16 protein-coding genes are annotated in these 21,282 nt (G+C 67.2%); 9 read left to right on the top strand and 7 right to left on the bottom strand.

Going from position 1 to position 21,282, the window contains the following annotated elements; all coding sequences use genetic code 11:
• The first annotated feature begins 108 nt into the window (after positions 1-108).
• From AB0M22_RS31070 to AB0M22_RS31060, 3 genes are all read left to right on the top strand, one after another.
• Positions 109-2,145 (top strand): CocE/NonD family hydrolase, encoded by a 2,037-nt coding sequence (locus AB0M22_RS31070; RefSeq protein ID WP_364734482.1) that lies wholly within the window; start codon positions 109-111, stop codon positions 2,143-2,145.
• 78 nt (positions 2,146-2,223) lie between these two features.
• Entirely contained in the window at positions 2,224-3,885 is a 1,662-nt protein-coding gene (locus AB0M22_RS31065) for a bifunctional 3'-5' exonuclease/DNA polymerase (protein WP_364734480.1), read from the top strand.
• Positions 3,886-4,012: 127 nt separating this feature from the next.
• Positions 4,013-4,756, top strand: coding sequence for a MerR family transcriptional regulator (locus AB0M22_RS31060; RefSeq protein ID WP_364734476.1), 744 nt, complete (start codon positions 4,013-4,015; stop codon positions 4,754-4,756).
• A 64-nt stretch (positions 4,757-4,820) separates the two neighbouring features.
• Here the strand turns inward: AB0M22_RS31060 and AB0M22_RS31055 are convergent, their stop codons facing one another.
• The 3 genes from AB0M22_RS31055 to AB0M22_RS31045 form a co-directional block, all read right to left on the bottom strand.
• Positions 4,821-6,341 carry an FAD-dependent monooxygenase gene (locus AB0M22_RS31055; RefSeq protein WP_364734474.1) on the bottom strand — a complete coding sequence of 507 codons (1,521 nt, stop codon included), beginning with the start codon at positions 6,339-6,341 and terminating at the stop codon, positions 4,821-4,823.
• Positions 6,342-6,500: 159 nt separating this feature from the next.
• Positions 6,501-7,157: a hypothetical protein gene (locus tag AB0M22_RS31050; RefSeq protein ID WP_364734472.1), complete on the bottom strand. Its 657-nt coding sequence runs from the start codon at positions 7,155-7,157 to the stop codon at positions 6,501-6,503.
• A gap of 87 nt (positions 7,158-7,244) precedes the next feature.
• Positions 7,245-8,186, bottom strand: a complete 942-nt coding sequence (locus AB0M22_RS31045; RefSeq protein WP_364734470.1) for a chlorophyllase — start codon at positions 8,184-8,186, stop codon at positions 7,245-7,247.
• A 176-nt stretch (positions 8,187-8,362) separates the two neighbouring features.
• On the opposite strand from AB0M22_RS31045, the gene AB0M22_RS31040 reads away from it, so the two are divergent.
• Positions 8,363-8,515, top strand: a complete 153-nt coding sequence (locus AB0M22_RS31040; RefSeq protein ID WP_364734468.1) for a hypothetical protein — start codon at positions 8,363-8,365, stop codon at positions 8,513-8,515.
• Positions 8,516-8,520: 5 nt separating this feature from the next.
• Here AB0M22_RS31040 and AB0M22_RS31035 read toward each other — a convergent pair whose 3' ends face one another.
• The 3 genes from AB0M22_RS31035 to AB0M22_RS31025 all read right to left on the bottom strand — a co-directional run bounded on the left by AB0M22_RS31035 (position 8,521) and on the right by AB0M22_RS31025 (position 15,407).
• On the bottom strand, positions 8,521-9,252 hold the full coding sequence (locus tag AB0M22_RS31035) for a DUF2071 domain-containing protein (protein ID WP_364734466.1): 732 nt from the start codon (positions 9,250-9,252) through the stop codon (positions 8,521-8,523).
• Between the two features lie 162 nt (positions 9,253-9,414).
• Positions 9,415-14,871, bottom strand: a complete 5,457-nt coding sequence (locus AB0M22_RS31030) for a carboxyl transferase domain-containing protein (RefSeq protein ID WP_364734464.1) — start codon at positions 14,869-14,871, stop codon at positions 9,415-9,417.
• A gap of 272 nt (positions 14,872-15,143) precedes the next feature.
• Positions 15,144-15,407, bottom strand: coding sequence for a hypothetical protein (locus AB0M22_RS31025; protein ID WP_364734462.1), 264 nt, complete (start codon positions 15,405-15,407; stop codon positions 15,144-15,146).
• Between the two features lie 216 nt (positions 15,408-15,623).
• Here AB0M22_RS31025 and AB0M22_RS31020 point away from each other — a divergent pair, with 216 nt between their 5' ends.
• The 4 genes from AB0M22_RS31020 (at position 15,624) to AB0M22_RS31005 (ending at position 18,992) form a co-directional block, all read left to right on the top strand.
• Positions 15,624-16,061 carry a hypothetical protein gene (locus AB0M22_RS31020; RefSeq protein ID WP_364734460.1) on the top strand — a complete coding sequence of 146 codons (438 nt, stop codon included), beginning with the start codon at positions 15,624-15,626 and terminating at the stop codon, positions 16,059-16,061.
• Positions 16,062-16,169: 108 nt separating this feature from the next.
• Positions 16,170-18,158 carry an FAD-dependent oxidoreductase gene (locus tag AB0M22_RS31015; RefSeq protein WP_364734458.1) on the top strand — a complete coding sequence of 663 codons (1,989 nt, stop codon included), beginning with the start codon at positions 16,170-16,172 and terminating at the stop codon, positions 18,156-18,158.
• Positions 18,159-18,230: 72 nt separating this feature from the next.
• Positions 18,231-18,671, top strand: coding sequence for a protealysin inhibitor emfourin (locus AB0M22_RS31010; protein ID WP_364734456.1), 441 nt, complete (start codon positions 18,231-18,233; stop codon positions 18,669-18,671).
• A gap of 60 nt (positions 18,672-18,731) precedes the next feature.
• On the top strand, positions 18,732-18,992 hold the full coding sequence (locus AB0M22_RS31005) for a hypothetical protein (RefSeq protein ID WP_364734454.1): 261 nt from the start codon (positions 18,732-18,734) through the stop codon (positions 18,990-18,992).
• 32 nt (positions 18,993-19,024) lie between these two features.
• On the opposite strand, the gene AB0M22_RS31000 is transcribed toward AB0M22_RS31005, so the two are convergent.
• The gene (locus tag AB0M22_RS31000; RefSeq protein ID WP_364734452.1) at positions 19,025-19,786 is read right to left on the bottom strand and encodes a hydrolase; all 762 of its coding nucleotides are present in this window, start codon (positions 19,784-19,786) and stop codon (positions 19,025-19,027) included.
• Positions 19,787-20,326: 540 nt separating this feature from the next.
• Here AB0M22_RS31000 and AB0M22_RS30995 point away from each other — a divergent pair.
• Positions 20,327-21,244, top strand: coding sequence for an SDR family NAD(P)-dependent oxidoreductase (locus AB0M22_RS30995; protein WP_364734450.1), 918 nt, complete (start codon positions 20,327-20,329; stop codon positions 21,242-21,244).
• Positions 21,245-21,282: the final 38 nt, after the last annotated feature.

Genomic DNA, 21,282 nt, shown 5'->3' with positions numbered 1-21,282 from the left:
ATACTGCGCTGCGGATGCGACTGCAGTGACCGTAGCGCTCGATTCGCCGGTGGTGTCGGCCCGACTCGGTCCTGGTGGATGGTGACGTGGCACACATAGGGTGACGGGATGCGCGTACACCCGCTTTTCGCGCTTCGGATACTGCTGACGGTATCTGCGGCACTGTTCATGGTCACGCCGTATTCACCTGTGGCACAGGCTGATCCGGACGCAGGTGCGGCGGGTTTGGCGTGGGACTCGACCTACCGGGAACCGCCGCGTTATCCGAACGTGCACATCGACTGGGACGTGCCCATCACGATGAGCGACGGAACGGTGTTGAAAGCCAACATCTATCGCCCCGCCGATGCGGCGGGCGCGCCGATCACCGAACCGACACCGACCATCGTCAACCTCACGCCATACACCAAACTGGTGTGGAACGTGCTGGATTCGGCGATGGCGGTCCCGGTGATCGGCGACGCGCTGCTGCAACTGTTTCGCGACTTCGACCTCACCGGAACACCTTTCGACGGTCTGACCGACATCACCAAGGCCTGGGGCACCGGCCTGCCGCGGAACCTGACCGTCGACCGCAACCTGATCAAGTCCGGTTACACCCAGGTGGTCGTCGACGTGCGCGGTACCGGATTCTCCCAGGGCGTCATGGAATTCTTCGGCGCACGCGAACAGCAGGACACCGTCGAGGTGATCGACTGGACCACCGGCCAGCCCTGGTCCACCGGCGATATCGGGATGAGCGGCGTCTCCTACTCCGCGGTCAATCAGATCCAGGCCGCCGACAAGCAACCGCCCGCGCTGAAAGCGATCTTCCCGGTGGTGCCGGGCAGCGATCTGCTGCGCGACATCCTCGCGCCCGGCGGTGGGTTGCAGGTCGGTTTCGTGCCGGCCTGGCTGGTCGGGGTCAACGGCCTCAAACTGATGCCGGACCTGCTGTCCGCCGTGCAGGGACGGTTCGACTGGAAGTGGCTGGCGGACCGCGTTGCCAGTCCGATGACGTTCTTCGACATGCTGATCGGCGCACTGGCCGTGACCGACGTCGACCAGTTTCCGGACAGCGTGCGCGCCCTGCTCGGCGAGCACAGTCCGCTGCGCGACGGCATCCTCTCGCACCCGGACCGCATCCACACGCCGACCTTCGTCGTCGGCGGCTGGCACGACGTGTTCACCAACACCGAACCCTTTATCTACCAGCAGATCCCGCTGCCACCGGGGCAGAAGCAGCTGCTGATGGACAACGCCTATCACATCAATGTCGGCGCGGACTTCGGCGAACCGGGCTTTCCGCCGCGACTGGATGTCCTACAGCGGGCGTGGTTCGACAAGTGGCTCGAGGGCATCGACAACGGCATCGATAACTACGGCCCGGTCACCAGCAAGCAGCTGGGCGGCGGTTGGACCACCACCGGCCAATTCCCGCGCGCCGGTGTCGAATACCAGCGCATGTATCTCAGCGCCGCATCGAGCGGCACCGCTGACACCAGCGTGTATGACGGAAGTCTCACCACAGCAAGCGATTTCACGCCGGGGCAGCTGACCGTCGCACCGGGTGTGACGAGCTTGTGCGCCAACGATGCCGCGGTGGTGACCGCCGGCGCCGCCTCGATCCTGTCCGGCTGTGCGAAAGACGCACGGCCGCATGAACTCAACGGACTGACCTTCACCAGCCCGCCCGTCGCCGAACCGACACTGGTCTCCGGCCCGGTCAACGTCCACCTCAACACGGTCCTCGACGCCGCCGACGGCTACTGGAGCGCCACCGTGAACGACGTCGCGCCCGACGGCCGCTCGACCGTCCTGGCCACCGGACAACTCACCGCCTCACTACGCGCCATCGATCCCGACAAAAGCGTCCGGTCGCCGAACGGTGACTTGACCGCCCCCTACCTGCGATTGACCCTCGACAGCCGCCAGCCGATCGTCCCCGGCGCACCGACCACCCTGGACATCGGCCTCACACCGACCGATGCGGTACTTCAGCCCGGCCACCGGCTACGCGTGGACGTCTTCGCCAGCAATCTCCCGAAGGGGCTGCCGCTGACGCCGATGCTGGTCGACAGTCAGCTCAAACCTCAGCACCTACTGCTCGACCCGAACGAACCGAGCTTCGTCAACGTCCCGATCGGCGGCCGACCGGCCTGGTGAGTGGTCCGCCGCGGCCGAATCGCGACTCCGGCGCGCGGTCGAGCGGATATGTCGGTCCTCGATGCCAGACTCTGGGGCATGAGATGGGCGGTGGCCGAAGCGGGCGAGGGAGGTGCGCGTCTGTGTCCGCTCGATCAGGACGGTCACCCGGCGGGGCCGGTGCTGCACGAGCCGTCGCTGGCCGAGGCGGTGCGCTCGCGTCCGGAGGTCGATCGGTGGGTCTGGCGGTCGACGGCGGAGATCTACCGGACCTTGCTCGCGGCGGGGGTGCGGGTCGGCCGCTGCTATGACGTGCAGACCGCGGAGTCCCTGCTGATCGGTCACGAGGAGGGGCAGTCGGGTCAGCCGCGCTCGTTGGCGGCAGCCTGGGCGCGACTGCACAACCTGCCCGTCCCGCTGGACGCACCCGCCCGGGCCGCCGAGACCCAGCCGTCGCTGTTCGAGTCCGGCCCGGTCCCGCTGCCGAACGGCACCGACGAATTCACCGCCCTGCTGGAGGTTTACGCGGGGCAGATAGCGCGCACGGCGAAGACCGAATACCCCGACCGAATGCGGTTGCTCGTCGCCTCCGAGTCGGCGGGCATGCTGGTGGCCACGGAGATGCAGCTGGCCGGGATCCCTTGGCGCGCGGACGTGCATCGCGAACTGCTGGACAAGATGCTGGGCGATCGCTTCCCCGGCAGCTCGGAACCGCGCAAGATGGCGGAATTGGCCGACGAGGTGTCGAGGGCGCTCGGCGTGCGAGTCCGGGCCGACCTGCCGCAAGACATCATCAAAGCCTTCGGCCGGGCCGGCATCCTGTTGTCCTCCACCCGAAAATGGGAGCTGCAAAAGATCGATCACCCGGCGGTCAAACCGCTGCTGGCCTACAAATCGCTCTACCGCCTGCACACCGCCAACGGCTGGGCCTGGCTCGAACAGTGGGTGCACGAGGGCCGCTTCCGGCCCGAATACCTGCCCGGCGGAACGGTGACCGGCCGCTGGACCACCAATGGCGGTGGCGCACTCCAGATCCCGAAGGTGATCCGGCAAGCCATCCGGGCGGACCCCGGCTGGTCCCTGGTCGTCGCCGACGCCGACCAAATGGAACCGCGAGTGCTGGCTGCGGTCTCCCGCGACCCCGGACTGATGGAAGTCGCCGGCCGCGGCGACGACCTGTACGCGGACCTGGCCGCCCGCGCTTTCGGCGGCGACCGCGACCAAGCCAAAATCGCCCTGCTCGGCGCAATTTACGGCCAGACCTCCGGCGACGCCCTCACCCACATGGCCGAACTCCGCCGCCGCTATCCGGCCGCGATCGCGTACGTCGACGACGCTGCGCACGCCGGTGAGGAGGGACGTCTGGTCCGCACCTGGATGGGCCGCACCTGCACCCCGGTCACCGCCGGACTGCCCGACGAGGCGGACTTACCGCAGGAAGAAGTCCGCTACGGCACCGCCGCGGCACGCGCTCGCGGCCGCTTCACCCGAAACTTCGTGGTGCAGGGCAGCGCCGCCGACTGGGCCCTGCTGGTGCTGGCGGGCCTGCGCCACGCGATGCACTCCGCCGGTCTTCGCGCCGAACTCGTCTTCTTCCAGCACGACGAGGTCATCGTGCACTGCCCGGCCGAGGAGGCCGAGCAGGTCGCGGAGATGATCGCCACCGCGGCCGACAACGCGGGCCGCATCGCGTTCGGGCCCACGCCGGTGCGTTTTCCGTTCACGACGGCGATCGTGGAGTGCTACTGGGACGCCAAATGAGCGCGACCCACGTAGCCGCGCGAAGGTTGACGTAGCGGCCAGTTGACCATGCCGCAGCGGCATAGTTTTGACTGGAGTGGATGTCGGCACCTTTGTGCGGGCAACTTCGATTCCTGAGGGGGCAGTCGTGGCGTGGAGTACTCGTCAGCTCGCCGATCTCGCCGGCACGAGCGTGCGGGCGGTACGGCACTATCACGAGGTCGGGCTGCTCAACGAGCCCGAACGGCGGTCGAACGGCTACAAGAGTTACGGCGTCGCGCATCTGGTGCGGTTGCTGCGGATCAAACGCCTCACCGATCTCGGGTTCTCGCTGGCCCAGATCTCCGAGATGGGCGAGGCCGCCGAGCATCCCGAACAGGCGCTGCGCGCCTTGGACGCCGAACTCGCGGCGAGCATCGAACGCATGCAACGCATTCGGGTCGAGCTGGCGCAGACCCTTCAGCAGGCCGCACCGACCGACCTGCCGCCCGCACTGGCGCAGGCCGCCGCGCACGCGGACCTGTCCGACGCCGATCGTGCGTTCGTCGTCGTACTGGCACGCGTACTCGGTCCCTCGGGCATCGACGCGTATATCGAGATGCTCCAGACCTACAAAGCAGATCCCGCGGCCGTCGAGTTCGACAACCTGCCCGCGGACGCCGACGCGACGACCCGTCGCAACCTGGCCGCACGGATGGTGCCGCAGGTCCGGACGATGCTCACCAAACATCCGAACCTGCTGAACCCGTATGTCGATGCGCCCAGAGGTGCGCGTTATGCCTGGCAGACGGCGGAAGTCGCGGTGAACGACCTCTACAACCCGGCCCAGATCGACGTGCTGGCGCGCGTCGGCGAGGAGATCGAGGCCGCACCGGAGCCCGGCTGGGCGTGATGGGCAAGCCGTCCGCCGGTGCCGCGACCGCCCCGGGACAGGCTGGGTGCGGCCGCGACTCGGCTTAAGCCCCGAACCAGTGCGTGAGCGCCGCACGCAGTGTCTGTGCCGCGGTCTCGACCGGTTCGTCGATGGATGCGGCCCAAGCGATATGCGCATCCGGCCGGATCAATAGCGCGTCGGCCGGGCGGTCACCGGTCTTCGCGGTGCGGATGTCGACCCGGTCTTGCCAGTCACGAGCGATCTCCAGAAACTCCGGACGATCCGCGAGGTCGAGCAGCACGGGCCGGGCGGCCCGCAGGAGTTCCGCGACACTGGTGACGCCCGCGTCCGAGTGCAGGGTGAGATCGGGCGCGAACGTGCCGGTCAACGCGTGGTGCTCGGAACCGGGCATCGGATAACGGATATCGGCGTGGCCGACCAGCTCGCCCATGCGCCGCAAGGCAGGCTCGTCGCTGACCAGTTCCTGGAACACCTGCCGCAGCGCGTCGGCGGCCAGATCGTCGCCGCGCCGCAATGCCACCTGCGCTCGCGTTTGCAGCATTGCGCGGGCGCCGGCGAAGTGGCGTTCGTCGTGATAGGTGTCCAGCAGTCCGTCCGGCGCCCAGCCGTTGATCTCCGCGCCCAGCTTCCAGGCCAGGTTGACCGTGTCGAGCATGCCGACATTGAGCGCCGTGCCGGTCGCGGGGAACAGGTGGGCCGCGTCGCCGGCCAGCATGATCCGCCCGTCCCGGTACCGCTCGACCTGCCGATCCTTGAAGGTGTAGCGCGAGAGTCGAATCGGCTCGCCCAGCGGCAGGTCCGCGCCGAGCACCCGGCGCGCGCTGGCCGCCACCTCGGCGAGGGTCAGCGGTTCATCGTCGTCGTATTCGGTGGACTCGTCCTCGGTGGTCTGCATGGACCACACGCCGTCGGTGATCGCGAACGCGAACACGCCGCGGTCGGTCCGGGTGAAACCCGAATGGATCCGGCCCAACCCGGGCACCTCGATGTCGCCGTTATCGAGCACCGTCACCGCATCGGGCACGGTGACCTGGGCCAGCCGGTTGACCTCCGGATAGGTGGTGCCGGGGAAGGGGATCGCGGCCAGCTCGCGGATCCGGCTGCGTCCGCCGTCGCAGCCGACCAGGTAGCGGGCGGTCACCTGATGGGTTCCGTCCGGTCCGCGCACGTCCGCGGTCACGGTGTTCTGGTCCTGGCGCACCCCGACCACCTCGTGCCCGCGCCGGATCTCGGCGCCGAGTTCGCGGGCGTGCTCGTCGAGCAGGCGCTCGATCTCCCGCTGCGGGATCGGCAACGTGTGCATCGGCGCGTCCGCCATCCGGGTGAAGTCCAAATAGATGTTGCCGAACGGGAATCGGGGCGCGAGGTGCGGATCGCTGCTGACCGCCTCGAACCGGTCGAGCAGGCCGCGGTAGCGCAGCAGGTCCAGGATTCGCCCGCCGATGCCGCTGGCCTTCGGGGTGTCGCGTCGCTGCGACTGCCGTTCCAGTACCAGCGAACGCACTCCGGCAAGGCGCAGCTCACCGGCCAGCATCAGGCCACTCGGGCCAGCGCCCACGATGATTACGTCGGTGTCGGTCAATCGAAAACTCCCATTTACGCAGGTTCTGGCTACGGCGGACGAGTATGCCGTACCGCCCGGGTCTTGCGGCAAGTCCCGGGGTGCGCTATATGTTGGGAGGGGAAGGGGTGGGGATGCGCCGTTCCGGCAACCTCTTGGCAAGGCCGCGAACGTATCTGCTCACACCAGTGCGGCCCGCCCCTGGGCGTATTCGATGAGGGTCTCGACGTAGTTCGACGTGTCCGGGTCCGTGAGGCAGGCCCGGAGTTGCGTGACCGCGTCGTCGAGTTCCGGTCCTGGTCCACGATCGGCGAGCAGGACGACGATCGCCTCCAAGGTCGCGAACTGCGGGTCCGGATCGGCCAGCAGCTCATCGAGGTATCCGTCGGGTTCCAGTAGTCGAAGGGCCCGGCGCGCGTAGGTGTGCACGCGCTTGGGTAGCTCGGCGCGGATGGTGTCGACATCGTCTTGCAGCGCATGTCCGCCGGGTAGGCCGCGCAGGGACCACGGCTCGGTCAGGTTCTCCGGCAGGCCGCGTTCGTTGAGCAGGCCGGGACCGCTCGCCTGCTCGATCGGCACCAGGGGCAGACCCAGCTGTGCGTTGCGCCAGTTACGGAACTCCCACCAGGCGAGCGGTGTCGCGCTCAGGCACAACCCGAACCGCAGCACCTGCTGCCCGTCGGTCCAGGTGCGTTGCGTTCGAGTGCGCCCGACGGACGCCAGACCGCCCGGCACCTCCCGCACCCACAGGCCCTCCGAGCCCTCGAAACCATAGGGCAGTAGCAGCTTGCCCGCATCGCGCGTCAGCCGGCGCAGCGCCGAGTCCATTCCGACCATGTCAGCAGGCTAGCGGTACCCGCCGACATAATCGGATCAGCATGCATCGCACAGTGTTTCGCGGTATTCGGAGGACGCCTCTTCGGCTTACTTCGTTTCGACCCGGCCGAGCGGGTCGGCGCCCGCCGTCAGCGCGTCCTGCGCGGCCTGCCACGCGGAATCGCCCGGGAAGAACTGGCTGCGGAGGTAGGCCCAGGTGAGCCGCTGGACCGCGGCCACTCGCGCGGGATTCTCGTCGGTGGTCTCGGCGACGTCGTAGCCCGAGATCCCGCCGAGCCCGTGCTCCGCGTCGAAGAGGGTGAGCAGGGACTTCGGGCCGGGGGCGAGGAAGTATGGGTCGGTGTGCCAGTCCGGACCGTTAACGGTCAGGTGCGCCGAAGCGTCCTGGTCGCCGGCGACCACGAGCGTGGGCGTCGTCATCTTGGCGAAGTCGGTGGTGGCGAAGAACGAATAGTTCTGCGCGACGAACTCGGTGAGGGCGTCGCCGCCCCTGCCGGGCGCGGCCAGCAGCACACCCGCCGTGATGCGCGGCTCGGCGAGGTTCACCTCGGTTCCGTCGTCCGGATCGGTGAGCCGCGCACCCAGCAGCAGGCTCGCGGTGTGCCCGCCCATCGAGTGCCCGGCAACCGCGACCTTGCCACGGTCCAAGCGTCCGGCGAGTTGCGGCACGGCCGATTCGAGCACGTCGAGCTGGTCGAGGATGCGCGTCATATCCTCGGCTCGTGACCGCCAATACATCGGTGCCCCAGGGGTATTGGGAGCCAACTTCAATGTCGAAGAACTCAGGTGGGTGGGCTGGATAACGACGAACCCGTGCGCCGCCCAGAAATTGACGACGGGAGCGTAGCCGTTCAATGAAGAGAGATTGTTCGAGTGCCCCTGGCCGTGCGAGAGCAGAACGAGCGGCAGGTCACCGCCGGCCGTCGGCGCGGACACGCGCAGTTGCAGGTCCACGGGCCGACCGGGACTCGGCAGCGTGATCGGACTGACCGAGAGGACAGGCGTCTCGCCGAGGTTGATCTCACTCATGATGCGTCTTTCCGTTCGATATCCGCCGCCGATTCCGTTCGGTACGTGCGGGTTTCAGCAGAGTCAGCGCTGGCCGCAGTGAAGCGGAACGTTGCTCCGTATTAATATACGGAGCGCTGTTCCGCTTTGTCAACGGCGCGAACGACCGATGATTTCGGGTCGCGCGCCACGTTCACATGAGTAAGGCCTATAACGATTCACGCGGCGTCAGCCGCGCCTATCGGATGAGCCTGGATCAGGGCACCTTACGCATGTGGCGACCCGAACCCGGCTTCTCCCAACGCTTTTCCGGCAGCTTCAGTTCGGACGGCAACCGGATCACGCCTTAGGCGGCTCAGGCCATCGCCGGCAACCGCATAGGCTCGGTGACGTTCCAGGTGGCCGGCACATCACGCATGAGCAGGGTGCAGTCGAGAGTCGCACTGCCGCTGGGGAATCGGGTGGTGTCGTCGAAGAAGGTCGACCGGACGGCGTGGGTGTGCGCCGGGCGGACCTGCCAGGCGTTGGTGGACAACTCGAGTCCGTCGAGCCGGCTGCTGTCGCGGCTGGCGGAGTAACCGATGCTGCTCTCGCGGAAGAAATCCGAAGCGGCGGTCAGATCGGGGAACAGCATGCTGCCGCCGAATTCGTCTACGGTGCGTACATCCACGCTGACCTGGGTCGAATTGTCGCGGGTCGTATAGGCGACGTGCAGATCGCGTTCGCTCTCTACGACCTCGAAGCGGGCGAAGCTGTGCACTCCGGGGAACAACCGCCCGCCGAGTGCCACATTCAACGACGATCCGCTGTCCCGGCGCGGAATATAGACACCGCTCTCGACCCCGTCCGGACCGTCCCATTCGACGGCGATCCGATGCGCGGCATTCTCGCTGCGCACCCCGACGGCGCTCGGCAGCCCGACCGGACGCACCTGACCGAGCCGGACGAGACAGATCCCCGCGACCGCCCAGTCGTTCGCCAGATGCGGTCGTAGCGGCGCGGGCAGCAGGTCCGCCACCACCTCCGGCTCGACGCGGTAATTGATCAGCAGTCGTCTCTCGATGATGCTCGAAATCTGCGGCATCATGGCGTAATTCCTCTCCCGAACCCCTTCGATTTCGACCGTACTCAGAATCGCGCCCATCGGCTGCGAGACTTTCGTCGCATTCGGCCGGGAAACGCCGGAGGGCGGGGACCAATACTGGTCCCCGCCCTCCGTTTACCGCACGCGACCGCGCGCGGTTATCAATCAGCCCAGACGCGCCTCGATCGCCTCGATGATCCGCGGCCGCAGCTCGGCGGCGCTGATCACGGCGTCGACCGAACCGACCTCGACCGCGCGGTGGATGTTGTGCACCTTGTCGAATTCCGCGGCGACCTCGCTCAGCTTCTCCGTGCGCACCGACGACCTGGTCTCGTCGAGCTCGGCGGTGAGCGTCGCGCGGTCGGTGCCGGAGGCGTTCGCCGCCCGCGCCGCCAGCTCCCGCACCCGCGAGTCACTCGCGGTGCGCCGGTTGACATCACCGGCGAACACGACCGCGGCGGCGGGAGCGCCACCGAGCACCGAGGCGAACGAACCCTCCAGCGCGAGCACGGTCATGTTCGGGTTCAGCTGCTTCGAGAACACCACGAACGCGCCACCGTGGTACCGCGAGATCACGCAGAACACAATGGGCCCTTGGAAGTTCACGATCGCCCGGCCGATCTCGGCGCCGTACTCCAGCTGCAACTTCTTCATCGACTCGGGCGAGCCGTCGAAGCCGGACAGGTTGGCCAGCACGACCAGCGGCCGATTTCCACTGGCCCCGTTGATTGCCCGCGCCGCCTTCTTCGACGACTGCGGGAACAGGGTGCCCGCGGTGTAGGTGTCCGGTCCGTCGGTGGCCGGGAAGCCACGCCGCGGCACGCCGCGGGATTCGATGCCCAACAGGCACACCGGAATACCGCCGAGGTGCGCGTCCTGCACCACCGCGGTCTCGGCGTCGGCCATGCCCGCCCAGCGCTCCAGCACCGCGTGGTCCTGGTCGGACACCGCGCGCATGACGGACCGAATATCGAAGGGCTTCTTGCGATCCGGGTTGGCGGCCGCGGAGAAGATCTCGCCGACGGTCCGGAAGTCGCTGTCCGCCAACATGTGCGGGAAGTCGGAGATGTCGCGATCGGCGGGATCGGTGGTCTGCGACCGTCGCGGCGACTGCTCGCCGGGTGCGATGTAGGTGTGGTCGTAGTGCGCCATCAGCACGTCGCGGGCCGCGGCCAGATCCGGTGCCCAGTACTGGGCTTGGCCGTTCGGGCCCATCACGCGGTCGTAGCCGCCGATGCCGAAGTTGTCCTCGGCCGACACGCCACCGGAGAAGTCCAGCGCCTGCTTGCCGGTGAGCACCATCGCGGAGTCCGGCGTCATCACCAGGATGCCCTTGGTGTGCATGAGCATCGTCGCTTCGGCGTTCCAGTACGGCTGCGCGCCGACGTTGATGCCCGCGACCACGATGTTGATTTCGCGCCCGTCCTGGGTGAATTCGACGATCCGCTTGAGCGCGGCCGCCACCCAGTCCATGTTCTCGGTGCCGGACTCCATGGAGATCCGCGCGCCGGAGGACAGCGCGTACCACTCCAGCGGCACCTGCATCTGCTCCGCGAGATCCAGGGCCGCGATGATCCGGCGGCACTCCGGTTCCGACAGCGCGCCAAGGGATTTCGTCGGATCGCCGAGCAGCACCACCCGGCTGATGCCCTCCGGGTACTGCGCGGTCGGCGTGTTGACCACACCGGCGACGATCGCCGCGGTGTTGTGTCCCTTCGGCCGGTCGACCGGCACCAGCGTGTAGTCGGGCGCGAGGTCGTACTCGTCGAATTCGCCGAGCAGGCCGGTCAATTCGTACGGGTAGACGGTGCCGCGGCTGCTGGCCCGGAGCACCTTCTGCCGGTACTCGTCGAGCGGCTCGATCACGTCGTCGGTGCGTTCACCGACGGTGACCTCGGTGGCGTCGAACCCGATGCGCACGGCGACCTTGGTCAGCTCGCCGGACTTCGGGTCACGCTGACGCGCGATGAGCAGGATCTCTTCCAGCCCGGCGCCCGCGGTGGTCGGGCGCACGTGCCGCACGACCGTCTCCAGCTCGGCCGGGGTGACGTCGATCGGCGGCCAGATGTACATCACGATGCGGTTGGTGTTGAACCGATTCGCCGACGGCCGCATCGACTGCGCCCGGCGGATCGAGTCGAGACAGGTCGCGATGGCGATCTCGGCGGTCGGCAGCGCGAGCAGCCTGCCGTCCTGCTCCCGCAGCGCGGCCAGGTCCCGCACCTGGGCGAACGCGATGAGGCGCTCGTCGGACGGGTTCTCCTTGGCGACGCAGCGGAACAGGTACACCTCTTCGTCGTCCGAGGACGGCAAGCGGGTGAGGTCGAACTTGCGCAGCCGCTGCATCTGCATCCGCTGTGCGATGTACGGGTGCAGGCCGCGGATCAGTCGCTCCTCGGCCATACCGGTGGCCGACGGACGGAAGGTGAAGTGGTGGTGCATGACCGCGCCGCCGCTACCCGCGACCGCGACGGTGATCCGGTGCACCTGGCTCGGCAGCGGATACCCGCCGAGCACCTCGTGCAACGCCGACGCCATCGCGTCGAAGTCCGCGGGCTGCTTCTCCCAGCTGAGGTAGATATCGGCGTCGATGGACGCGGCGCCGCCCCTGGCCAGTTCGGTGAGGCCGTTCAGCACGGTGTCGAGCGCGTCGAACCGCACGGCCGCCGAAACCAGGCTCAGGCCACGGCGTTCGGCGATCACGAAGGTGCAGCCGGCCACCTCGCGGGTGTGCACGTCGCTGAGGCCCTTGTTGCCGTAGTACCGGCGGGTCAGCACCTCCAGCATGACCGTGTTGTCCCGGTTGCCGCGGACCAGTCGCTGCCCGAGCAGCCGCACCAGCGGCTCGGTGCTGCGCACCATCTCGGAGATGCGCTCGGCCCGGTCCGGCGGGCCCTGGTGCGCGTCCAGGTAGCGCAGGTGCTTGCGGATGTTGGTGTAGACCCTGGCGCGGTTGCGCCGCAGCAACGGCTGGCCGTACCAGGCGTAGACCAGGCCACGCGCGAGGTCGGCGATCACCGGGACGCGGACCTGGGTGGCCGCGACGAGCCGCTCCAGGGCCAGGCCGACCGGCTCGCGCAGCGCACGATCCGGCATCGGCTCCTGCAGCCATTCGCGCAGCAGCGTGGTGATCACGGTGACGGTGTCGGACGGGCGCTGCTGGGCGAGGAAGATCCGGAAGACCGCGGCTTCGAGTTCCGGGGTGCGATCCAGCTCGGTCACGCCGTAGTGACGCAGCGCGTTGGAGAGCTTGGCCTGGAACGACTCCGGCAGACCGGCCCGTTCCACGTCGAGGCTCTGCAAGTAGGTGTGGAAGTACTCGCGCGGGCTGTGCACGTGGCTGTGGTTGCCGTCGTCCTCGGACGAACGGTTCTGACTCAGCTCCGCGAGGTCGGCGAACACCTCCATGAGCTCGAGTTCCTCGGCGAGCGGCCGGCGGCCGTCGGCGAGGGCGGCTCGGCGCGCGGTGAGGTAATCGCCGAGCACCCGGCTGTCGTCGTGCGGGTCGACGTCGTAACCGAGCAGTAGGCTGCGCAGATCTTCCTGGCCGCGGGTAGTGCGCTCGTGCGGCTGGATCTGGGCGGGCCCGACCGGCAGGTCCAGCTCGACCGACCCGACCGCGGCTTCGGCCTCGGCTTCGTCCCCGTCGCCGAGCGGCTCGAGCCACATCAGCGGCGCACCGGTCTCCACCTGGCTGCCGACGGATACGGCGCATTCCTTGACCCGCGCCTTGAACGGCGCACGCAGCACCGTTTCCATCTTCATGCTCTCCAGCACCAGGATCGGCGCGCCGGCCTCGACCTCGGCGCCGACCTCGAGCGGGGTCGCGACGACCAGCGCGGGCGCGGGGGAGCGCACGACGCCGCCCTCGTCCCGGCTGATCCGGTGGGTCACGCCGTCGACATCGACGAGGTGGACCGGCCCGTGCGTGCCGGTGGTCAGGCGATAGCGGGTGCCGTTGACCATGATCTGCCCGGTGTGCCGGTCGAAACGCTCGAGATCGACGTCGGCGGTGCGGATATCGCCCGCCGCCTCGATGCCGATGCGGAACCGGTGCGCACCGATGCGCGCGACGCGCACCCGGTAGCTCGCGCCGCGCAGCTTGAGGTCGAGCGGCCGGCCACTCTCGTGCTGGACCTGCGGACGTCCGCCGGACGCGGTGGAGAGCAGTCGATGCTCTTCCGCGCGCTCGTCTTCCTCGTAGGCGTCGATGGCCGCCGCGGCGAGCGCGATGGCGGAGTGCCGGTGCGAAACGAGACGACCCTCGGCGCGGACCCGGTCGATCCAGCCGGTGTCGGCGCTGGCGTCGATCACCTCGGGCTGGTTCAGCAGGTCGAGCACGAAGCTCTTGTTCGTCGCGCCGCCCTCGATGATCACCCGGGTCTGCGCGACCGCGCGGCGCAGTCGGCCGAGCGCCTGCTCCCGGTCGCTGCCGTAGGCGATGATCTTGGCGATCATCGAGTCGAAGTCGGCCGGAATCGTGTCGCCTTCGCTGACGCCGGTGTCGACGCGGATGCCCGGCCCGGCGGGCAGGTTCAGTCGCGCGATGCGGCCAGGGGCCGGGGCGAAGTCGCGGTCGGGGTCTTCGGCGTTGAGCCTGGCCTCGATGGCGTGCCCGCGCTCGATGGGCATGTCGCCCTCGAGCCGGCCGCCGGAGGCCACGTGCAGCTGCGCCCGGACCAGGTCGAAACCGGTGGTGTACTCGGTGATCGGGTGCTCGACCTGGAGGCGGGTGTTCACCTCGAGGAAGGCGAACAGCTGGTCGCCGGGGTGGTAGAGGAACTCGACGGTCGCCGCGCCGCGGTAACCGACCGCGATCGCGAGCCGCTCGGCCGAGGCCTTGAGCTCGGCGGCCTGCTCGGCGCTGAGCACCGGCGACGCCGATTCCTCGATGACCTTCTGGTTGCGGCGCTGCACCGAGCAGTCTCGGACGCCGAGCGCCCACGCCGTGCCCTGGCCGTCCGCGATCACCTGGACCTCGACGTGCCGGGCGCCGGTGACCAGGCGCTCCAGGAACACGACGCCGCTGCCGAACGCGCGCGCGGCTTCCTGCCGGGTGCGCTCGTAGGCGTCGACCAGGTCGGCGTCGTTGGTGACCACGCGGATACCGCGCCCGCCACCGCCGGCGGTCGCCTTGAGCATCAGCGGGTAGCCGATCTCGGCGGCGGCGGTCATGGCGGCTTCCACGGTCTCGACCGCGCCGCGGCTCCACGGCGCGACCGGCACGCCGACCTCTTCGGCGATCAGCTTCGCGCCGATCTTGTCGCCGAGCTTGCGCATGGCATCCGGGCTCGGTCCGATGAAGGTGACGCCGATCTGCTCACACAGCTCCGCGAACGCCGGATCTTCCGCGACGAAACCCCAACCGACCCATGCCGAGTCGGCACCGGTCGCGACCAGCGCCTGTTCGAGCGCTTTCAGGTCCAGATACGGACGCGCGGACGCGGGGCCGAGGTCATAGGCGATGTCGGCCTCGCGCACGAACGTCGCGTTCCGGTCGACGTCGGTGTACAGGGCGACGGTTTCGATCGGACGCGCGGTTGCCGCGGCCAAATCTCGGACGGCGTGGATGAGGCGCATAGCGGCCTCTCCCCGGTTCACGATGGCGATGCGGCTGAACACTCGCCGACTCCTTCCTCTCCTGAGCGCTGGCCCGGACGACGGGCGAGGGGTTGCAACTCTCGGTCCCGCGTAGTGTGCACCTCTTATCCAAATATGTGCACAGCGAACGGGTGTTACCGGCCCGTAGCGTGAAATTGCCTATCGCCAGCGGGTCCGGCATGTGACTTGTGCGTCGGGCCGGGGGCCGGTCACGGCGGATGAATCACATTGCGTACAAACAGTATCGACCTTCGATCGCAGATTCGTCTCGTGGGCCTGGAACGGAGGGGCGATCATGGTGCGAAGAGGTTGTATTTCTGTTCGGCGGCGGCGTTAGCCGAGCGCGGAGTCCGATCGAACAGGGGATTGGGGTTGCCGTGTTGATCGGCCGGAAAGTCGAGCGCGATCTGATCGCGGCGTTCGTCCTCGGACAGGGCGGTGACCAGCCGGTATTGGTTGTTCGCGGGGATCCGGTCGGCGGCAAGACGGCCGTGCTGGAGCTGGCCGCCGATATCGCCGCAGCGCGGGGTGCGCGGATGTTGCGGGCGGCGGCTCACGCTGTTCGTCACCCTTGCCGGTACGGAGAACCGCATCACCGTGGACGACTGCGCCGCAGCCCTCGCGGTAGGTGATTCGTCACGGTGACGGCAGGCGTGCGATGCCCGCGATGTTCTGGGCGGCCGAGTCGAGTGGGCAGTCGTAGACCCTCCGGGCGATGATGTTGTTCGATGAGTAGACGGTGGCGGACGGTCCGGGTCTTGACGCTGTTGGTTGTGGTGTCGTTGGCCGGAGCTGGGTGCGACAGCGTTATCGATCGCGCAGCGGCGCCGGAGGTGGAGGCGTCGAGCAGTCCTGAGCTGGTGCGGGAAGCGGTCGAGTACGGCGGTTGGGTATTACCGGCGGACGCGAAGGTGCTCCTGGTCCGGAAGGAGATCGTGCGCGACCGGAAGTATCAGATCGCGGCTGAGATGTCGCCTACGGACTTGTCCTCGATACTGGCGCAGTCTCGGTTCACGCCCCCGTTCGCAAGGGACATTCCGCCGTATCTGACCACGACGATTGCCGGCCCGGACTTGGCGACGTCGCCGAGTGTTCGACGCGCGCAGGAGTGGTTCACATCGCCGGCGGGAAAGGTCATGCTTCGCGATGTTGTGGTCGACGAACGTGACGAGAACACTCGAATCGTCCATATCGAGTTCCGTGGTGTATGAACTTAAATTGGGCGTTGTCTGTTTCTGAGTTCAGAAATGGTCGATTGGGTGGTTTACGATCTGATAAATACTCGTTGGGTCGCAATGTGATTCCCGGATACTGTCACGATGGAACCACCGAGTGATCTTGCGTCGAACAATGACTCGGAGCCCGCGCGGGCGGGGCAGATGCTGGTCGATGGGGTGGTGCCGTCGAGTGTTCTGGTGGTGGGGGCGGGGATCTCGGGATTGGCTGCTGCGCAGGCACTTCGGAAGCGTGGGCATCCGGTGACCGTGCTGGAGGCGCGGGCCAGGGTCGGTGGTCGGATCTGGACCGACGGTGAAGGTGTCGACCTCGGCGCGCATTGGATTCATGGGACCGAAGGTAATCCGCTCACCGAATTGGTGGAGCAGCTCGAAATTCCGTTCAGTTATGTCGGTGGTGACAGTTCCTACACCGGTGGATTCGACAGCCTGACTCTATTCGGCCCCGATCGGCAGGTCACTCCTGCAATGGTCAAGAGTCGCACGCTGGAACTCGCCGACAAAGTTCTGCACGAACTCGAACAACGCGCCGAAATTGCCCGCCGCCGTGACGATCCGGATAGACCGCTCGTTGCGGTGGTCGACGAGATTCTCGCCGAGGCGGCTTACAGTTACGCTGACGAACAAGCCGTCCGCTACCACCTCAACGTGATCCTGCGCGAAGACGTCGCCGAAGACCCCGGCGGACTGTCGTTCAAATATTGGGAGGACGGCTACCGCGTCTACGGGTACGGAGACAGCGTCCTGCATCTCGGTTATCAGGCCGTGGTGGACGCGCTTGCCCAGGACCTGACCATCGAACTGGAAACCGTTGTGCAGCAGATCGATACCAGCGATGGCTCAGTGCGAGTGGCGACCAATAGGGGAGTCTACGAAGCCGACAAAGTGCTGGTCACCGTGCCACTGGGCGTGCTCAAAGCAAACGAAATCGACTTCCGCCCACCACTGCCCGAGGTGAAACGCCACGCCATCGAACGACTCGGCTTCGGCACCCTCAACAAGATAGCCCTGCACTACGACGAACGATTCTGGCCCGCAGACCAATACGTCTTCGGCTACCTCTGCCGCGAGACCGACAGCTATCCCACCGTGGTCATCAGCATGTGGAAGTCACACGGCAAACCGATCCTGGTGATCCTGCTCGGCGCATCGCTCGGCCGCGCCATGGAAACGTGGACAGACGAGAAGGTCGGCGACTACGCGACAACCGTCGTACGCGACATCTTCGGATCGGAAAGCCCAGCACCCGAACACATTTCCAGGACCGCATGGTCATCGGACCCCTACGCGCACGGCTCCTACGCCTGCATCGGCGTCGACGCTTCCCCACGCGACCTCGACACCCTCGCCGAACCAGTAGGCGACCGCCTGTTCTTCGCAGGCGAGGCGACCAACAGCTACCACTGGGGTTGCGTGCACAGCGGATACGAATCGGGCCTCCGCGAAGCGGCCCGCATCGCCGACGACCCGTCGCTCTACAGCCCACCGAGCACGGAAACCTCACGTAGACAACGGCGCGACATCGACCGGATGAAACGCTTCGCCCGAATGCGCATGAGCCACCTCGGTTTCGAGAGCCTGCGCGAACGGGTCGCCTGCCTCGCCGCCGGCGTCGACCCCTTCGGCGTGCGCCTGTTCGCGCCCCTGGTCGACGCCGACCTCGAAACCCTGGCCTCGATGTTCGACGAACTCACCTACGCCCCAGGCGATCCCGTCTGCCGCGAGGACGACTCCGCGCACGGCGTCTACGTGGTCGCCGAGGGCGAGGTGGAGGTCGACTTCGGCGGCGTCTACGACCGCGCCGGGCTCACCCGCGGCGCCGTCCTCGGCAGCCACGACCTGTTCTTCGACGCCAGAACGAGTTCCGTCACCGCCGTCACGCCGGTCCGGCTCTACTACCTCGACCACTACCGCTACAAGACGTTCCTCTACGCCTTCCCCGACGTCATGATGATGATGCTCGCCGACTTGGTCAGCCGTTGGGAACAATTGGAGGATGTGCTCGGCGCCGCGGCACTGACCGGCGCGCAGCGAATTCTGCGATCCCGCAGCGGCGGTGGCATTGCGTCTTGACTCCGGGCAAGCCCGAAGCAACTGGGGAGCAGCGGCATTGTGCCGAACTGCCCGCGCCGATACTGTGCGTCTATGAGCGACTCTCGGTACCGCCGCGGTCTCGCGCAACCGCTGTTCCTGTCCGCCGTGGTCGTTGCGCTGCTGCTCGCGACGGCAGCCTGCGGCGGCACGGGCGAAAGTCATTCCGCGCCCGAAACTCCGGCGGCGGCCACCAGTGTCGAGGTGAATCAGACCGGCGGCTTCGCCGGCGTCAACCAGGTCTATACCGTCGACGAGACGGTGGACAACCCGCGCCGCGGCTCGTTGTTCGACCTGGTCGCCGCCCCGGACTTCCGCACGCTCACCGACGCCTACACCGGTCCGAACGACTGCCGCGACTCCTACCAGTACGCGGTGACCGTCACCTATCGCGACGGCACCACCAAGAGCATCAGTACGGATGAATGCAACGAGTCGCCGAAATCGCTGACCGACGTCATCGCGCTCACCAAGGAAATCGGCCGCCGCAGCTGAGCCCGGTGTCGGTCGTTCGGATGACTTGTCCGCCCATTTCACCGGTCGCAAACTTGATTGATGTCAAGCGCGGCCGATGCTGAATTCGAATCCATCGTCCGGGGATACCTCGTGGCCCGCGCGGACGGCTACCCGCACTCACCCAGCGCAATAGTCGCGCTCGCCAAAGGGATGCGATTCAACGGCGGCGACCTGATCCGCCTCCTGCACGGACTCGACGTATTCGCCGACCAGTTGGGCGAATACGAGGCGATCCTGGACCTCCGGACCCAAATCGGCGCCGAGGAGAACGCACCGGCATCTACGAGCCTGGTCGAATGATCTGCGCCGTGCTGGGGATCACCGTGTGAATCTCAGGTCAGATGATCGAAATCGCCACGTACCCAGCCGATGTGGCGATCGGCCGACCGGCGAATGATCGCGCGGGCATCGGTATCGATGGTCTTACCGAAATTGTCGTAGAGACGGTCGAATTCGAACTCTTCGGCGGTCGTCGTGACCCGATCGACCACCGCGGCCGACAGCGGAATGCGGTTGGGGTAGCTGCGCATGAAGGCGACGGTTTTACGGTCCGGATTGGCCTGGATCGTGTCCGCACTGAACAACACACCCTTGCCCTCGGCACCCGCAGCCCAGTGCAGGACCGAACTGCCCGCGAAGTGCCCGCCCAACTGACGCACGGTGATACCCGGCAACAACTCGAGCCGACCAGACCACGACCGAATCACCGGATCCGGCCGCGCGACCCATTGCAGATCCGACTCCGGGACGTACACCGGCACCCCGCCGAGCAACCGACTCCACTCCACCTGAACGCCGTAATGATGCGGATGACTGGGCACGATCGCAACGACCTCGCCGAGCTCGCGCACCCGCCGCGCCGCATCCTCATCCACATAACCGGTCAGATCCCACAGCACGTTCCCCGCAGGCGTCCGCACCAAATGCGACTCCTGCCCGATGCCGACCTCCGGCTCCACCGTCACGCCGAACATATCCGGCTCCAACTCCCGCACCTCCACCCGGTGCCCGTCCGCAACCAGCTTCTCCAGCGTCACCCACAGCTGCCCCTCCGCAGGCACCCACTGCCGCTCATCGGCACAGATACGGCACACCAGCGCCCCACCCTCATGCTCGACCGCACACGTCCGACAGATCTTCCACATACTCGACCCCGTCCAATCAGGTACACCCACCCCCGTTTCTACACGCAGACCAAACCCCCGCGCAGTCGAACCTCCAGCACGGCAACCTGCGGTGCTGGAGGTCCGACCTAGGCGGCTCGATTCGGCAATCGCGCAAACGTCAGCCGGTGATCGCGGTGCCGGATACAGGCCCGCCGCCGCTGACGAAGCCGGTCAACTGGTTGAGGAGGTTGAGTAGGACGATGAGCTGGAGGAATGGGGGCATGTGGGTTCTCCCAGAGGGTTCGGTGGGTGGGCTCAGATAGCCTGCGCGGCGGATGTCAGAGGGAGGGTGGGGTGGTGGCAAAGGTGGGTAAGAATTTGGGGTGAGGGGGTGGGTTCGGATTCTTACGCGGCTTTGCGGTCGGCTTGGCATTTCCTTGAGGGTGGTCGTCCAACCTGATTGAGACGCCCGGTGGTTGCCGGGGATCGTGACGGAAGGAAGTGCCCGCCATGTCTCAGCCTCTCCACTTGACCGGTCGTGACGGATCGTCGCCGGATTATGCAGGCCCGCAGCTCTTCTGGAGCCGTGCGGACCTTTCGCAGCCGGACGCCGAGCGCGCCTTGCCTGCCGATGTCGTGCGGTACTGGAGTGATCGCCACGTCGTGATCACCGGCGGAACCAGCGGTATCGGGCTGGCGGTGACCGAGTTGGCGCTGGCGGCCGGTGGTCGGGTCAGCGTCCTCGCGCTCGAAGATGCAGGACTGGAACGTCTTTCGGCCTTCGCGGAGTCCGAGCCGCGACTTGCGGTGTTCGCCGCCGACGTGACGAACAAGGCACAGATCGACGCAGTCGTGGCGAAAGCCCGTGCCCGCCACGGCGATATCGGCGCAGTGATCGCGTGCGCAGGCATCGCCAAGCCCGACTACTTCGACCGGTTGAACGACGCCGATTTCGTCAGGCACATGGCGGTGAATTACTTTGGCGCGCTGCATGTTATCCAGCCGGCGCTGCCCGACCTTCGAGCCGGTGAGCGCGGCAGCATCACGGTCATCTCGTCCCTCGCGGCAGTGCTGCCCTGCTTCGGCTACGGCGCGTACAGCCCGAGCAAGTCCGCCGTACGGACCCTCTGTGAAGTGCTACGCCAAGAACTCAAGCCCCACGGCGTCACGGTCACCGTCGTCATGCCGCCCGATGTCGATACCCCGCAACTGGCCGCCGAGGCCGCCACGAAACCGGCTGAGTTGCAGGCCTTGAGCTCCTCGACACCGATCACGGCAACCGCCGTCGCAGAAGCCCTGGTGATCGGCGCAGCTCGTGGCCAAGCCTCGGTCGTGCCGACCCGCTCAGGCCGCGTGATGCACTGGCTCTCCGCCGTCGCCCCCAGGCTGATGGCTTGGATCATGGACCGGACGATCGCCCGAGTCCAACGCCACAACCCCCACTGAATCCCCTTGCCGGTCACGCAAAACCGCTGGCCCCAACG

Origin of the sequence: Nocardia sp. NPDC051756 (assembly GCF_040681495.1) — a bacterium.
Classification (GTDB): Bacteria; Actinomycetota; Actinomycetes; order Mycobacteriales; family Mycobacteriaceae; genus Nocardia.
Note: the sequence above shows the minus strand (reverse complement) of the source record. Positions and strands in the feature narration are given on the sequence as shown.